This window comes from Acinetobacter sp. QJM3NY_42 (assembly GCF_056173745.1).
This window is the reverse complement of the sequence record NZ_CM149689.1, coordinates 1229702-1244921: the sequence shown is the minus strand read 5'-3', so window position 1 is coordinate 1244921 and position 15220 is coordinate 1229702. Positions and strand designations below refer to the sequence as shown.

Annotated in this window: 11 protein-coding genes; 3 read left to right on the top strand and 8 right to left on the bottom strand. The window is 41.9% G+C overall.

Features of this window, described 5'->3' with window-relative positions; translation table 11 throughout:
* Positions 1-55: 55 nt before the first annotated feature.
* The 4 genes from lpdA to AC0VYT_RS05785 are packed head-to-tail and all read right to left on the bottom strand — an operon-like array spanning position 56 to position 5016.
* Entirely contained in the window at positions 56-1456 is a 1401-nt protein-coding gene (gene lpdA, locus AC0VYT_RS05800; RefSeq protein ID WP_005014667.1) for a dihydrolipoyl dehydrogenase, read from the bottom strand.
* Between the two features lie 9 nt (positions 1457-1465).
* Positions 1466-3016: a 2-oxo acid dehydrogenase subunit E2 gene (locus AC0VYT_RS05795; protein WP_005014668.1), complete on the bottom strand. Its 1551-nt coding sequence runs from the start codon at positions 3014-3016 to the stop codon at positions 1466-1468.
* Between the two features lies 1 nt (position 3017).
* On the bottom strand, positions 3018-4037 hold the full coding sequence (locus tag AC0VYT_RS05790) for an alpha-ketoacid dehydrogenase subunit beta (protein WP_005014669.1): 1020 nt from the start codon (positions 4035-4037) through the stop codon (positions 3018-3020).
* Positions 4038-4053: 16 nt separating this feature from the next.
* On the bottom strand, positions 4054-5016 hold the full coding sequence (locus AC0VYT_RS05785) for a thiamine pyrophosphate-dependent dehydrogenase E1 component subunit alpha (RefSeq protein WP_005014670.1): 963 nt from the start codon (positions 5014-5016) through the stop codon (positions 4054-4056).
* A 337-nt stretch (positions 5017-5353) separates the two neighbouring features.
* Between AC0VYT_RS05785 and lipA the strand changes: the two genes are divergently transcribed.
* Together lipA and AC0VYT_RS05775 are read left to right on the top strand one after the other, a co-directional pair.
* Positions 5354-6337 carry a lipoyl synthase gene (lipA, locus tag AC0VYT_RS05780; RefSeq protein WP_005014671.1) on the top strand — a complete coding sequence of 328 codons (984 nt, stop codon included), beginning with the start codon at positions 5354-5356 and terminating at the stop codon, positions 6335-6337.
* A 256-nt stretch (positions 6338-6593) separates the two neighbouring features.
* Positions 6594-7721: a sigma-54-dependent transcriptional regulator family protein gene (locus AC0VYT_RS05775; protein WP_005014672.1), complete on the top strand. Its 1128-nt coding sequence runs from the start codon at positions 6594-6596 to the stop codon at positions 7719-7721.
* Positions 7722-7773: 52 nt separating this feature from the next.
* On the opposite strand, the gene AC0VYT_RS05770 is transcribed toward AC0VYT_RS05775, so the two are convergent.
* Positions 7774-8718: a LysR family transcriptional regulator gene (locus AC0VYT_RS05770; protein ID WP_005014673.1), complete on the bottom strand. Its 945-nt coding sequence runs from the start codon at positions 8716-8718 to the stop codon at positions 7774-7776.
* 253 nt (positions 8719-8971) lie between these two features.
* Here AC0VYT_RS05770 and AC0VYT_RS05765 point away from each other — a divergent pair, with 253 nt between their 5' ends.
* Positions 8972-10252 carry a D-amino acid dehydrogenase gene (locus AC0VYT_RS05765; protein ID WP_005014674.1) on the top strand — a complete coding sequence of 427 codons (1281 nt, stop codon included), beginning with the start codon at positions 8972-8974 and terminating at the stop codon, positions 10250-10252.
* 70 nt (positions 10253-10322) lie between these two features.
* Here the strand turns inward: AC0VYT_RS05765 and AC0VYT_RS05760 are convergent, their stop codons facing one another.
* The 3 genes from AC0VYT_RS05760 to AC0VYT_RS05750 form a co-directional block, all read right to left on the bottom strand.
* Entirely contained in the window at positions 10323-12488 is a 2166-nt protein-coding gene (locus AC0VYT_RS05760; protein WP_005014675.1) for a malate synthase G, read from the bottom strand.
* A 360-nt stretch (positions 12489-12848) separates the two neighbouring features.
* Positions 12849-13985, bottom strand: a complete 1137-nt coding sequence (zapE, locus tag AC0VYT_RS05755) for a cell division protein ZapE (protein WP_005014676.1) — start codon at positions 13983-13985, stop codon at positions 12849-12851.
* A gap of 87 nt (positions 13986-14072) precedes the next feature.
* A complete protein-coding gene (locus AC0VYT_RS05750; RefSeq protein WP_005014677.1) occupies positions 14073-15080 on the bottom strand; it encodes a helix-turn-helix domain-containing protein in 1008 nt (335 codons plus the stop codon).
* Positions 15081-15220 lie beyond the last annotated feature (140 nt).

Sequence of the window (15220 nt, the reverse complement as noted above, 5' to 3'; positions counted from 1 at the left end):
TTTCTGTAAGAAGAATGAGCTTATCAAGCTAAACCAGATAAGCTCTTCCATATTTTCAAATATGTATTGCCTGCTGTAGGGAAGCTAATACCGATTCATGCATTGCTTCTGATAATGTAGGATGAGGAAAAATGACCTGTGCCAAGCTTTCGTCGGTAGCTTCCAGATATTTGGCAATTGCGAAACCCTGAATATGTTCAGTAACTTCATGACCGACCATATGCGCTCCGAGCAGCTCGCCAGTCTCTTTATCAAATACAGTTTTTACAAAACCGGCTGTTTGTTTTAAAGCCAGTGCCTTACCATTTGCCTGAAAAGGAAATTTCCCAGTCTGGATATGATGTCCTTGCGCTTTGGCCTGCGCTTCAGTCAAACCAATACTGGCAACCTGAGGATGAGTAAAAATACAGCCAGGAATTTGGGTACGGTCTAGAGAGTGCAGATTTGTGAGTCCTGCAATTTTTTCTACACAAAGAATAGCTTCATGACTGGCTTTATGAGCCAGACATGGTGCACCCGCCACATCACCAATTGCATAGAGCCCTACGACATTTGTGCGGCAGAATTCATCCACCTGAATAAAACCCTGCTTAAACTCTACTTCTAACTGTTCCAGTCCCAGATTTTCTACATTCGGTTGTACACCTATTGCAGACAGAACCCGATCAAACACCTGGTTTTGTTTGCCCTGTGAGCTATGAAGTTCACACTGTACCTGGCCTCCGGTAACCTGGACATTTTGCAATGAACAGCCAGTAATCACTTTCATACCGCGCTGCTCAAACTGCTTACGCATATATTCTGCAACTTCTGCATCTTCAGTAGGCAAAATCTGCTGAGCAACATCAATAAGAGTAACCTCACAGCCTAGATCATGATATAAACTGGCAAATTCACTGCCTATAGCGCCGGAACCGACTACCAGTAAAGATTCAGGCAATTGTTCCGGGACTAGCGCTTCCCGGTAACTCCAGATCTCGGTGCCATTGACAGGCAGACCAGGCAAAGTTCTAGCTCTGGCACCTGTTGCTAAAATGATATGAGGTGCTTTTAAAGTGCGTGCTTTACCGCTCTCATCGATTACCTCAAGCGTTTCTTTCGCCTGTAGCTTGGCCCGTCCAAATATAACCTCTACACCATTTTTCTTGAGAAGGTGCTCGATTCCCTGTACCAGTTGCTGCGAGACTTGGCGGCTATGTTTAACCAGTTGACTCAGATCAAAATCAATTTGTGGAAGAGTGAAACCAAAGTTTCCAGCATGCTTAAGCTGATAGGCCAAGTCAGCTCCACTCAATAAAGCCTTGGTCGGGATACAGCCCCAGTTCAGGCAGATCCCCCCCAGATGTTTTTCTTCGATAATTGCTGTATTAAGGCCAAGCTGGGCTGCACGTATTGCAGCCACATATCCACCCGGACCTGCACCCACAACAATTAAATCATACTGATTTCCTGTCATGTCCAGCTCCTATACCAGTATTAATGCTGGATTCTCGACAAACTTTTTAAAGCTGGCCAAGAATTTCGCCCCAACTGCTCCATCAATCACCCGGTGGTCACAGGATAAAGTTACTGTCACCATCTGCCGAATAACAATCTGATCATGCTCTACCACTGCTCGAGCCTCTGAAGCACCCAAAGCCAAAATAGCACCTTGAGGCGGATTGATAATGGCGTCAAAGTGTTTGATACCCAGCATTCCCAGGTTAGAAATACTGAAACTTCCCCCCTGAAATTCATCCGGAGTTAACTTTCCAGTTTTTGCCCGCGTGGCCAAGTCCCGCATATTTCCAGAAATCTCAGCAAGCGATTTCTGATTTGCAGCTTTGATAATTGGAGTAATAAGGCCATTAGGAATAGCCACAGCCACAGAAATATCGGCCTGATCAAACTGTAAAATTGATTGTGACTCTTCATCAAACTGTACATTTACTTCAGGTACTTTAATCAACGCCGCAGCTGCTGCCTTGATGAGCATATCATTGATAGACAGTTTGACCTGAGGCACGGACTCATTAATCTGTGCACGTAATGTCTGTATCGCCTCAACATTCAAGTCAACAGTTAAACGAAAATGTGGCGCATTACGTTTTGCTGCCTGTAAACGTGAAGCAATGGCTTTACGCATGGCATTCATTGGAATACTGGTTACTTTTGCCTGTTCGGGCTGAGTTGCATTCAATGAAGTTTCTGTATGAGCAGACTTGTGTTCACGGTTATACACTGCTTCAACATCTTCTTTGCAGACCCGGCCTCTTGTTCCCGAGGCGCGACAGTCATGCAGATTAATGCCCCATTGCTTGGCCAGACGCCGAGCTACAGGTGTAGCAGCAACCTGACTGTCATCAGCGTTAGATTTTGCAGCTTTTGTACTGGCCTGATGCTTAACATCTGGCCATTGTCCACCTGCGCCCTGCACTGCTGCCTGAAGATCAGCGATACTAATACGCCCTTCGCGTCCCGAACCTGTAACCTTGGTTAAATCCAAATTATATTTTTCTGCCAGTTTCTGGGCATGTGGTGTAATAAACAGGTCATCTGGTGGCTGATAGCCTTGTAAAGACGCAGGAATAATATAGTCACCGGCACTATGAGAAGTTTTCCGGGTAGCAGATGATGTTTCAGCTTTCACAGTTGATGAACTCAGCTGCTCTACTGGTGCAGTCTGTTCGGTTTTGTCTTCAGCCGGAGTACTGTCCGGTGCAGAGCTTGCCGAAGCTGCTGTCCCTTGATCAAGTGACTGTACAAATGCCTGTATATCATCATCTGTGACATCATCATTGGCACAAACTGCAATCAACCCACCGACTGGCAGGGTTTCACCATCTTTTGCCAGTATTTTTCTCAATGTTCCGTCAAAAGGTGCCTCCAGGACGTTTACAATTTTTGTGGTTTCAATTTCACAAATTTCTTGTCCTTTACTGAACTGGCTTCCTTCTTGAATTAACCATTGGGCAATAGTTCCTTCTTCCATAGATAATCCCCATTTTGGGATTTCTAGTGTTTTAATTTCGCTCATCCTAAGCCTCCAAAGTTTTTCGTACAGCCTGTTCAATACGCTCTACACTCGGAATCCATTCTTTTTCCAATACAGGTGAGAACGGTACAGGTGTATGAGGAGGAGTCACCAGTTCAATTGGGGCTTTCAGATAATGAAATCCTTTCTGGGCAATCAGGGCAGCAATATCATGACCAAAACCACAACGTGCCGCAGACTCATCAACAATTACTACACGGCCAGTCGAGGCTACAGATTCAAGGATACCTTCTTCATCTAGAGGTGAAATAGTTCTTGGATCTACCACTTCTACCGAAATTCCCTCTTTTGCCAGTTTATCTGCAACCTCATTGGCACGGTGTACCATTAAACTTAAAGCAATAATGGTGACATCAGTTCCTTCACGGGTGTAATTAGCTACGCCAAAAGGAATGGTATAGGCATCATCCGGAACCTCGCCTTTAATGTCATACAGCAGTTTGTGTTCACAAAATACTACCGGGTCATCATCATGAATTGCCTGAATCAACAGACCTTTTACATCGTAAGGACTAGAAGGTACGACCACCTTCAAACCGGGTACTGCAGCAAAGACATTATAAGGTGACTGTGAATGCTGGGCTGCTGCGGAGAAACCGGCACCGATCATGCCACGTACTACCATAGGTGCTTTGGCTTTACCTCCAAACATATAGCGGAACTTTGCAGCCTGGTTATAAAGCATGTCATGGCATACCCCATAGAAATCCATAAACATCAGGTCAGCTACAGGCCGTAAACCGGTTGCTGCTGCACCTGCAGCCATACCGATAATCGCAGATTCTGTAATTGGGGTATCGATCACACGTTCAGAGCCGAACTCAGACCATAAACCCTTGGTCACACCCAGTACGCCACCAAAGCCTTCAAGGGCATTATCTTCAGTATTTTTACCACCATGACCACCACGTACGTCTTCACCGACTACAAATACAGTCGGGTCACGGCGCATCTCTAATTCAATCGCTTCTTTAATCGCATTACGGTAACTTTTATTTGGCATTTGCTTTACTATTCCTTTAGTAAGAGACATAAACATCGGTCAGAAGCTGGGAAACTTCTGGGTATTTGGCAGCACGGGCTTTTGCTACAGCGTCGTCTACATTAGCTTTAGACTCAGCATCAATTGCATCGAGCTTTGCCAGATCAATCTGGTCTTTAACTTTTTCACGGAAAATTTTTAATGGATCGCGATGTTCTTTTACATAATCCACTTCATCTTTAGAACGGATTAACCCAGGGTCACCTTCGAAATGACCATAGAAACGGTTGGTAATTGTTTCAATTACACTTGGTCCACCACCATTTCTGGCTCGCTCAATTGCCTGCTGGGCAGCCTCATAGACTGCAAAGAAATCTGTACCGTCAACCTTGACTGCAGGTAAACCAAAACCTGCTGCCCGACCAGCAATATCTTTACTTCCTACTGCATAGTCATGACCGGTACCTTCACCAAAGCCATTGTTTTCAAATATAAATATGACTGGAAGTTGCAATACTACAGCCATATTCATCGCTTCAAAAGTGAGGCCCTGATTTGACCCCCCATCACCCGTAAATGACAGACCTATACCACCGGTTTTCAAAGTTTTAGCAGTTAAAGCTGCTCCAATTGCTAAAGGAGGTCCACCTCCTACAATACCGTTTGCACCCAGCATGCCCTTGTCGAGGTCTGCAATATGCATTGAACCACCTTTACCACGACACAGGCCGGCATCTTTACCGAAAATCTCAAGCATCATGGCATGAATATCACATCCTTTAGCAATACAGTGCCCATGGCCCCGGTGGGTGGAGGTAATGTAATCCTTATCGGTCAGATTTTCACAAATACCGACTGCAACTGCTTCCTCACCACTATAAAGGTGAATAAATCCAGGAATATCACCCATGGTATTTTCTTCGTGAAGCCGGTCCTCAAACTCACGAATATCGCGCATACTCTTATATGCAGCCAGTAATTTTTCTTCCGTTAATTGCATATCCTTTTCCTTTTTATCTTGATCAAAATCAAGGGAACAGTGAATAACTCACACCTCCAATTAAATATATTTATTCTAAAATTAATATTAGACTAAAATTATTCATTAAAATAAAACTTACTTATTTTTTTCAAAAACAATAATTTATTTATTAAAAAATAAATGTAATTTTTTATTATTTTAAACAATAACTTAAAAACAAACCTTTAACCAACCTCATATATTTTATAATCCTAATTTTATTTAAAAGTTAGATTTTTATTTTAAAAATATTTTTTTAAATATTAATCTTTTTTTATTTATTTTAAGACTTATTATTAAATCAGGATATATTTAAATGGATTTACAACAGAATTTTAAGCATGAAAAAAAACTTCGGGGTGCAGATAAACTGGCACGTATACCTGTTAAGGTTATTGCAACAGATGTTATGCCGACAAAACCCGAATGGATACGGGCAAAAATCAGTCAACCTGAAGAGATTGGCCGTATTAAAGGGCTGTTGCGTCAGCAGAAACTACATACGGTATGTGAAGAAGCGGCGTGTCCAAACCTGCCAGAATGTTTTGGTAGCGGTACTGCAACTTTTATGATAATGGGTGATATCTGTACCAGACGGTGTCCTTTTTGCGATGTAGCCCACGGCCGTCCGAACAGCCTAGATCCGGCTGAGCCTCGGCATCTTGCCGAGACCGTCGCAAACCTGAATTTAAGTTATGTGGTAATTACTTCTGTAGACCGGGATGACCTGAAAGATGGAGGCGCCCAACATTTTGTAGATTGTATTCAGGAGATACGTAAATGCTGTCCGAATACCCGGATCGAAATATTGGTTCCGGACTTTAGAGGGCGGCTTGATCTTGCCTTGTCTATCCTTAGCCAGTCTCCACCAGATGTATTTAACCACAATATAGAGACAGTGCCCCGCTTGTACCGGGCCTTGCGGCCTGGATCAGATTATCAGCATTCTCTTAATCTGTTAAAGAAATTTAAAACTTTATGTCCTGAGATTCCGACCAAATGTGGCTTGATGGTAGGTATTGGAGAGATTGAGGCAGAGGTTATTGCGCTGTTAAATGATTTAAAAGATCATTATGTGGATTTGGTCACCATCGGACAGTACCTACAGCCTTCTAAAGCTCATGCTCCTATCCATCGTTTTGTGAGCTTAAAAGAATTTGAGCATTATCAGCGTTATGGCGATTTTTTAGGATTTAAAAATATTTGGAGTGCGCCTATGGTACGTTCCAGTTATTTTGCCGATCAGCAATATTTAGGGAAACCTGTACCGCAACCTTTCAGCAGAAAGCAGTTACCCTAAATACAAACAGACAGGTTGATCTTATGCAGGAATATTCTGTAACTATTTTAAACAGATCAGTCTGAATCGGCCATTTCTTTTAAAAACAGTCTGACTATATTGGTACATATACCAGACTGATGTTTAAAGATGTGTATGCTGGCGTCAGCCTTTTGTCGGATAGCAGATTAGAGCATCAAGGTTTAAGGTAGGGGAAAATAACAACAGTAACCAGCTCAGGTAGCTGCATTTTTGCCTCATCATGAAGGACCATGATATGCATATGATTAAAAAATTACCCGTGTTAAATCCTGTTTCTCATTATTCATCAGCTTTTTTAAAGAATGCTGTAGCACATCATGTGCCTCCCGTTTCAGTAGATGCGGCCCCAGTACTGAATCTGGATCATGGTTGGCGTGAAACACTCTTCGGTCGCTCATTAGATCAGTGTCATTCTGAACTCTTGAGAATTGCAGAAGATGCCAGCATGGCAATCGGAATTACAGACCAGCATGGCACTCTGCTCTGGACCTGGAGCAGTCACTCTATGCGCTCTTCTGCAGAACAGGTGCATTTTTTTGAAGGTGGCCAGTGGTCTACCCAGTCCGTAGGCACCAATGCTATTGGCCTTGCGTTAAATACCCATGCTGCCAGTTGTGTGTACTCACATGAAAACCAGATGAATAGCGTGCGTGACTGGGTATGCTACGCAGCGCCCATCATCGACCCGCAAAGCGGCCAGTTCCATGGCATTATTAACCTTTCAACCAAGTATGAGAAGCATAATTCTTTAGGCGTACTCGCCGTAGAGCGCTGTGCAGATCTGGTGCAACGCGCCATCCGGCTTGAACAGCAAAATGTGCTTTATCTTAAAGTGCTGGGTGGTTCAAAAGTTCAGTTTAATCATCATATTTTACAGCTGACGCACCGGCAAATTGAAATACTGTGTATTCTGGCATTGTGTCCAGATGGGATCAGTTTGGACGAATTACACTATGCCCTTTATGGAGACAGGCAGGTTAGCCAGAAGACGCTAAAAGCAGAATTATCCCAGATGCGCAGTCTGTTACACGACTGTATCCAATCACGCCCTTACAAACTGAACTGTGAGGTTCAGGCAGATTTTCTTATGGCTGAACAGGCATTGAATCTGGGCTTTACTGTTACAGTATTGGCCTTGTACAAGGGCAATTTCCTGAGTAAGACAGAAAGTCCTTTCCTGTGTGCCTGGCGTGACTGCTTTGATGCGCGCTTAAGCCATATGATTCATAACTTGCAAGACATTGACCAGTTATTTCGCCTGATTAGTCGTGTTCCTGAACGTACTGATGCAATTGAGCGTCTGCTTGAACTTTTACCAGAAGACAGTCCTCATGCAGTCAAATTAAAACAACTTCTAGAATAGTCAATGAAATAGCAAATCCTGTTTGCTATTTAAGCTGACATATGGGTTCCATCTAGTTCGTTATCGTTAACCCGGAATTATTCTGCTCATTAATATTATTTTTCAGCTTTTCGAGAAAAGATTCCAGAATCATATTATGTCGCCTGCCCTTTCTGGTAATCATGCAGATCGGTGTACTATAATGCATGCGCTGCTCGAGCACAGGTTTCATCTGACCGCTTTCTACCCATTTTCTTGCATAATGATCAGGTAAAAATCCCATAAAATTTCCGGTTAAAATTAAAAAAGCAATTCCCTCTCGGTCACTTGCAGTTGCAGAACAATGCAGCAGCTGGTAGAGCTGTAATGCTTGTGAATTAATACTGTAGTTAGGCATTACTGCATTCCACTGGCTTAAATCTTGTTCTTTTAATCGTTCGGTAGAAGAAAATAATGGATGCCGATCTCCACAATAAAGATAAGAACTTTCTTCATAAAGATTCAAATAGTCCAGTCCCGATAATGGAGTAACCATCGGGACTGCCCCTACATGTAAGCGGCCATCCATCACCTTGCATTCAATATCTGCTAGGGTACTCATACTGATGTTAATCTGCACATCAGGGCTTTCACTGGTAAGTTGCTCAAGCGTATTAGTGATATAAGGCTTTGGCAAATTAATTAAATTGTTAATAATTCCAATATTAAACTCGCCTTTTAACTTTTTATGAATCTGGTTAACCTTAAGCTTAAACTCCTCAATAGAAGCGATTAGCGTTTCACTATAGTTCAAGATTTCCTTACCTTCATCGGTAAGAGAAAATCCGGCACGGCCACGCTGGCATAACCTGAGCCCCAGACGATTTTCCAAATCACTCATATGCAGACTAATGGCTGAGCGGCTAATTCCAAGAACACTCTCTGCTGAAGTAAAGCTCCCACATTCGCATACTGTCTTGAAAATTCTCAATAACTTGATATCAAAATCAGTAATCTGGTTCAGATTTTTAATTTTCATTTACGTAAGTAATTTTATATCTAAAGATAAGTTTATTTGAATTTATCAGAACTAAACCCCAGATGTAAACTGAGAGCATAACTGGAAAAAGGGATTTTTTTAGTGACCCTTTCACATTTTAAATGTTTACCCTGAAACTCAGTTATACCGTTACTACCCACGGACTGCTTGCTTTAAAAATCAGTCATATATACCGCGTTTGGTAGAGCTCCATGTACAGGCCAGATTCAGGCTGCAATGAGTAGAGAAGATCATGAAAGTCGTCGTTTTAGGAAGTGGTGTAATTGGTGTCACAACTGCATGGTATCTAGCCCAAGCAGGGCATGAAGTGACCGTAATTGACCGACAGCCTGGAGCAGCGCTGGAGACCAGTGCTGCAAATGCCGGACAGGTCTCTCCTGGCTATGCTACACCTTGGGCAGCGCCAGGGGTGCCACTTAAAGCCATTAAATGGATGTTTCAAAAACATGCTCCTCTGTCTATTCGTCCAGATGGAACCAGTTTCCAGATTGCCTGGATGTGGCAAATGCTAAAGAACTGCAATATTCAGCATTATCAGGAAAATAAGAGCCGTATGGTTCGTATTGCTGAATATAGTCGTGACTGTCTGAAAGAATTACGGAAGACTACAGGTATTGCTTATGAAAGTCGTCAGCAAGGAACCTTACAGCTTTTCCGTAGTGAACAGCAATATGCCAATGCTGCCAAAGATATTGAAGTATTAAAAGAAGCTGGTGTGCCATTTGAGTTGCTCGAAGCGAAAGATTTAATGAAAGTTGAACCTGCTTTAAAATATTCCAGTCATAAACTGACAGGCGGGTTACGCTTGCCAAATGATGAAACTGGTGACTGCCAGTTATTTACACAGCATCTTGCAGAAATGGCAAAAGCTGCTGGCGTAATTTTTAAATTTGGTGTTTCTATTGAAAAACTGGTGGTTGAAGCAGATAAAGTCACAGCAGTCCAAACCAGTGAAGGTCTGGTTAAAGCAGACCAATATGTAATTGCAATGGGATCTTTCTCTACTCCGCTATTACGTGGGTTAATTCATATTCCAGTCTATCCATTAAAAGGCTATTCACTGACCATTCCAATTCAAGATGCTACGCGTGCACCAGTTTCTACAGTACTGGACGAGACCTACAAAGTCGCTGTAACACGCTTTGATGATCGTATTCGTGTAGGGGGTATGGCAGAAATTGTAGGCTTTAATTATCAATTGCTTCCAGAACGCAGAAAAACTCTGGAAATGGTGGTGAATGATCTTTATCCGTCTGCCGGACGTTTAAAAGAAGCAACTTTCTGGACAGGGCTTCGTCCCATGACACCAGATGGTACGCCTATTGTAGGTAAAACTGCCCTGAGTAACCTGTTCTTAAATACTGGGCATGGTACATTAGGCTGGACCATGGCATGTGGTTCAGGTAAATTGCTTTCAGACCTCATGAGCCATAAACGACCAGCGATTTATGCAGATGACTTATCGGTTGCTCGCTATGCTGAGCGTCCAGGTTTTCAGGTCGCTACTGCCTGAATATAAGAAAAATATTTATTTAAAAACTAAATAAAAAAGCCTCCGAAGAGGCTTTTTTTAATGGCTCAGATTAGTCACCTATATAGCCTTTAAGTTTTAAGCGCGCAGCGTGTAGTAAAGGTTCAGTATAACCAGATGGTTGCTCACCGCCTTTAAAGATCAGGTCAGATGCAGCTTTAAAAGCAATACTATTTTCAAAGTCAGCAGACATTGCAGTATAAAGCGGATCATTGGCATTTTGTTCGTCTACAATTTTAGCCATGCGCTTTAATACTTCTTCAACCTGTTCACGACTCACAATACCATGACGTAACCAGTTCGCAACGTGCTGTGAAGAAATACGTAATGTTGCGCGGTCTTCCATCAGGCCTACATCATTAATATCTGGAACCTTTGAACAGCCTACACCCAGGTCAACCCAGCGCACAACATAACCCAGAATACCCTGACAGTTATTTTCAAGTTCGTTCTTTTTCTCTTCTTCAGTCCAGTCTGTATTTGCTGCTAGCGGAGGAGTCAACAGATCATCCAGAGCTAAAGGCTCAGTCTGTAATAATTCTTGCTGACGCTCAGATACATTGCACTGATGATAATGAATTGCATGAATTACTGCTCCTGTTGGAGAAGGAACCCATGCACAGCTTGCACCTGCTTCCGGATGCTCGATCTTAGTACGATACATGTCAAGCAGCATATCTGGTTTTGGCCACATACCTTTACCGATCTGTGCCTTACCGCGTAATCCTGCTTTCAGGCCGATCATTACATTACGGTTTTCATAAGCAGGGAACCATTTTTGTCCTTTGATTTCGCCTTTACGAACAAATGGACCTGCTTCCATAAAGGTATGAATCTCATCACCTGTACGGTCCATAAAACCAGTATTAATAAAGATGGTACGGTCTTTGGCCTGAGCAATACAGTTCTTCAGGTTTACAGAAGTACGGCGTTCTTCATCCATAATCCCGATTTTAAGAGTTTTTGCCGGCAGTCCCAAAGCCTGCTCAGCACGTTCAAAAAGTTCTACCGCAAATGCGACCTCTTCCGGACCATGCATTTTTGGTTTTACGATATACATTGAACCCTGACGTGAGTTCTTGATTTCATTTTCGCCACGAATATCAGCAATACTTAGTAATGGCGTTACCAGTGCATCCATGATGCCTTCATAGATTTCTGCACCATCTACCAAAATAGCAGGGTTCGTCATCAGGTGGCCAACATTACGCAGTAACATCAATGATCGGCCATGAATTTTACCCGTATTCCCTTCAAGGTCTGTATAAGTACGGTCTTTGTTCATAGCACGGGTAACAGTTTTGTCACCTTTCTGGAAAGATTCCTGAAGTGTACCCTTCATAAGCCCAAGCCAGTTACGGTAGCCTTCTACTTTTTCCTCTGCATCTACTGCAGCAATCGAGTCTTCCAGATCCTGAATTGTCGTTACAGCTGCTTCAAGTACCAGGTCTTTTACACCAGCTGCATCAGTCTGCCCAATCGGACTAGTCGCATCAATCTGGATAATGACGTGCAATCCATTATTTTTTAGAATAATTTCAGTCGGATTACTTTTCTCGCCATTATAACCTACAAACTGAACCGGTTCAGCCAAGGTAGTTTTAGTGTCATCTTTTAAAGTAATAACCAGCTGATTATCTTCAACTTCATAGCGTGTAGCATCTTGATGCGAGCCTGCCTCAAGCGGGAAAGTATCATTCAGAAAGCTTTTAGCAAATTCGATAACTTTGGCGCCACGGGCCGGATTATACCCCTTACCCTTTTCTGCGCCATTCTCTTCAGAAATCACATCAAAGCCATAAAGTGCATCATATAAAGAACCCCAGCGGGCATTTGCAGCATTAAGGCAGTAACGGGCATTTCGTACAGGTACAACCAACTGTGGGCCTGCCAATACTGCAATTTCTTCATCCACATTTTCAGTGGTAATCTGGAAATCTTCTACTTCTGGTAATAAGTAGCCAATCTCTTTCAGGAAAGCTTTGTAAGCTTCAAGTTCAAATTCGTTATTGCGATGCCATTCGTCAATTTTAGCCTGAATTTCATCACGCTTTGCAAGAAGCGCTTTATTTTTCGGACTAAGATCAACAACGACTTGCTCAAAATTTTTCCAGTATGTTTCACTGTCCAGACCGGAACCCGGTAAAGCTTCATTTTCGATGAAATCATAGAGTTCTTTAGCAATCGCTAACTTGCCTTTTTGAATACGTGCAGTCATTGTCTTTCCTGATATTGCTACTTTTTATCACAAGAGATTCTAGTATACTGATTTATATTTAGCTGAATACCACTATCACGTTCCTAAATAGTAAGCATTTTCTGTTTAAAAAATATTGACATCAATAGTTTTTATATATGCCAGTTTAAAATACGTTTATATTCAGCCGCTTTAAATTTACTTATAGTGGATAAAGAGAGAGGTTTCGAAAATTAGACTTAAGTACCAGCTTTTCTACCTATCTTTTATAACTTTTACAATAACTGATCACACGTATTAAAGCAAAACCATGCCGATACTGCGCGGTTTTATTTAATATAAATAATAAAAAAGCGTTCCATAGAACGCTTGATTAAAATTTTACTGGGCGCCGTGAATTTGCTTGTGCTCTGAATGCAGATACTCATCTGATTGCATTTCCAGCAATCTTGAACGGGTACGCTCAATTTCAAACGCCAACTTCTCTCCCTGGTAGATATTAATAATATCATCTTGAGAGGTAAGTAAAAGTTTTACTCCCCGATCATAGAACTCATCAACCAGATAAATAAAACGTCGGGTTGCATCATTAATCTGATCAGTTAAATGCGGAACATTACTGACCAGTACCGTATTATAAATATTGGCTATTTCAATGAAATCTGACGGGCTGCGAGGCTTAAGGCAAAGCTCTGAAAATTCACACCACAACACATCTTCAGTATGACCGATAGTCTCTACAATACGATTATTGATAATAATTGATTCTTGAGACTGCACCTGAGTCTGGGTCAATGCAGAAAACCTTTGGGCGATCCACTGCTGTGCTTCGTGGCTGAGCGGTGCCTTGAAAAGCTGCGCCTGTTTTAACACTCGTAACCGATAATCTACTCCAGCATCTACATTTAACACAACACAGTTTTTTTTGACCATTTCAATGGTAGGTAAAAAACGGTCACGATGAATACCATTTTTATATAAACCATCTGGTGCAATATTTGAGGTCGCTACCAGCGTAATACCGCGCTGGAATAATTTTTGAAACAGATCGCTCAAAATCATGGCATCAGTGACATTTGATACAAAAAATTCGTCGAAGCAAATAATAACTGCATCTTTGTAAATCTGGTCAGCCACCAGATCTAGGGGATTACGCTGGCCAGACAGCTTATTTAACTCACGGTGTACATGTTGCATAAAGTGATGAAAATGCATACGTAACTTGCGGCGAAATGGAATAGACTCAAAGAATTGGTCCATTAGCCATGTTTTTCCACGGCCAACCCCACCCCACATGTATACACCACGCGGTGCAGTTTGCCGGCGGAAACGGCGAAATGCTTTTTTAGAAGCCTTATATCGGTGAATCAATTCATGCCAGACCCGGTCCAGCTCCTGCACAGCTTGTGCCTGTGCTTCATCAGGTAAAAATTGTCCAGAAGATAAAGCTTGAGAATAACGCTCGGCTGGAGAGACGGGTGAAAAAGCTGTACTGTGTGATGATTTAAGCTCTAGCATATAATTCTGATACGTTTTATGGGCTAATGGGAAGTATAACGAAGAATATAGTGAAACATATAAAACTTTGGCATAACCTGACTTAGGCTATTTACTATATTGTCTTGGGCTTTGTCCGAACCAGCGCTTAAAGGCATGATTAAATGCGGCAGGTTCTGAATAGCCCAGTAACTCAGCAATAACCTCAATTGAGTACTCTTTATATTCAATCAGTTTTAATGCTTTGTTTTTAATCAACTGTTCTCTAATTTCTTTATAACTGGTATTGAACTGTTGTAGCTGATGGCGCAAGGTACGTTCTGGAATACCAAGTGCTTGTGCAGTCTCTGCCATAGTAGGAATTACCCCCTTTTGCAGCTCTAAATAGTCATGTACACGCTGAATAAGTGAAGGTATTGCATCATCATGATTTAAACGTTGTAGCTCACTAATACATTTAGCTTCATAAACCCGATGGGTAATTGGATCTGCAGAAGGAATTTTGATTTCAAGTACTTGCGAATTTAATCCAAATTTCGCCTGCTTAAAACCGAAGTGCAGATCTGCACCATAATAATTCTGATACAGCTGTAATTGCTCTTTATCTTCAGGTGCTTTAAAAGGTAACTCAACTCTTAAAGTAGGTGCAACCAGTCCCATCATTTTATAAATATCTTGAATAAATTTATAAGTTCCCGAAATTTCGCATTGGGCACGTAGCAATCCCATATCTGAGTTCAGGTCTACTGGCAAATATGTCAATGCAACCTGATGAGTCATGACTTCAAGGCCTAAAGTTCCAAATAGGTGAGTAAGACCCTGGTATTGGATCCCCTTTTCAAGAGCAGTCTGGATATTATTACTGGTTACAAGGAGCATCAGCAAAGGGCCATAACCGGCAAGCGCGTAATGCTGCCCAATAAATAGTCCTGTTTCAGGCTTTACCCCTTCACCCACAACTTTTTGTATATCCCATTCCAAGCTGGGATGAATAATAGAAGTCGGATCCAAAGCATCCGGCTTGATACCAATTGTTGCGAGCCGTGAATCAACATCAATTCCAGCGTTACGCATACCTTGTATTAAATACATCAAACCGAGAATAGAACGCTTCATGAATAATTCAATTTACCCTGACCTGTCTGTTTTACTATAAAAATCTCATCTTTTTAATTGCCGAATCTATCAATATTTATGTTGCTGCTATCATGGGCCAATATAAGCAAAGCTGTATAATTTGTATAAAAATAGAACGG

Bases quoted from the DNA above. Each gene is read 5' to 3' on its own strand.
- lpdA (WP_005014667.1), bottom strand. From the start codon at position 1,456: ATGACAGGAAATCAGTATGATTTAATTGTTGTGGGTGCAGGTCCGGGT.
- AC0VYT_RS05795 (WP_005014668.1), bottom strand. From the start codon at position 3,016: ATGAGCGAAATTAAAACACTAGAAATCCCAAAATGGGGATTATCTATG.
- AC0VYT_RS05790 (WP_005014669.1), bottom strand. From the start codon at position 4,037: ATGCCAAATAAAAGTTACCGTAATGCGATTAAAGAAGCGATTGAATTA.
- AC0VYT_RS05785 (WP_005014670.1), bottom strand. From the start codon at position 5,016: ATGCAATTAACGGAAGAAAAATTACTGGCTGCATATAAGAGTATGCGC.
- lipA (WP_005014671.1), top strand. From the start codon at position 5,354: ATGGATTTACAACAGAATTTTAAGCATGAAAAAAAACTTCGGGGTGCA.
- AC0VYT_RS05775 (WP_005014672.1), top strand. From the start codon at position 6,594: ATGCATATGATTAAAAAATTACCCGTGTTAAATCCTGTTTCTCATTAT.
- AC0VYT_RS05770 (WP_005014673.1), bottom strand. From the start codon at position 8,718: ATGAAAATTAAAAATCTGAACCAGATTACTGATTTTGATATCAAGTTA.
- AC0VYT_RS05765 (WP_005014674.1), top strand. From the start codon at position 8,972: ATGAAAGTCGTCGTTTTAGGAAGTGGTGTAATTGGTGTCACAACTGCA.
- AC0VYT_RS05760 (WP_005014675.1), bottom strand. From the start codon at position 12,488: ATGACTGCACGTATTCAAAAAGGCAAGTTAGCGATTGCTAAAGAACTC.
- zapE (WP_005014676.1), bottom strand. From the start codon at position 13,985: ATGCTAGAGCTTAAATCATCACACAGTACAGCTTTTTCACCCGTCTCT.
- AC0VYT_RS05750 (WP_005014677.1), bottom strand. From the start codon at position 15,080: ATGAAGCGTTCTATTCTCGGTTTGATGTATTTAATACAAGGTATGCGT.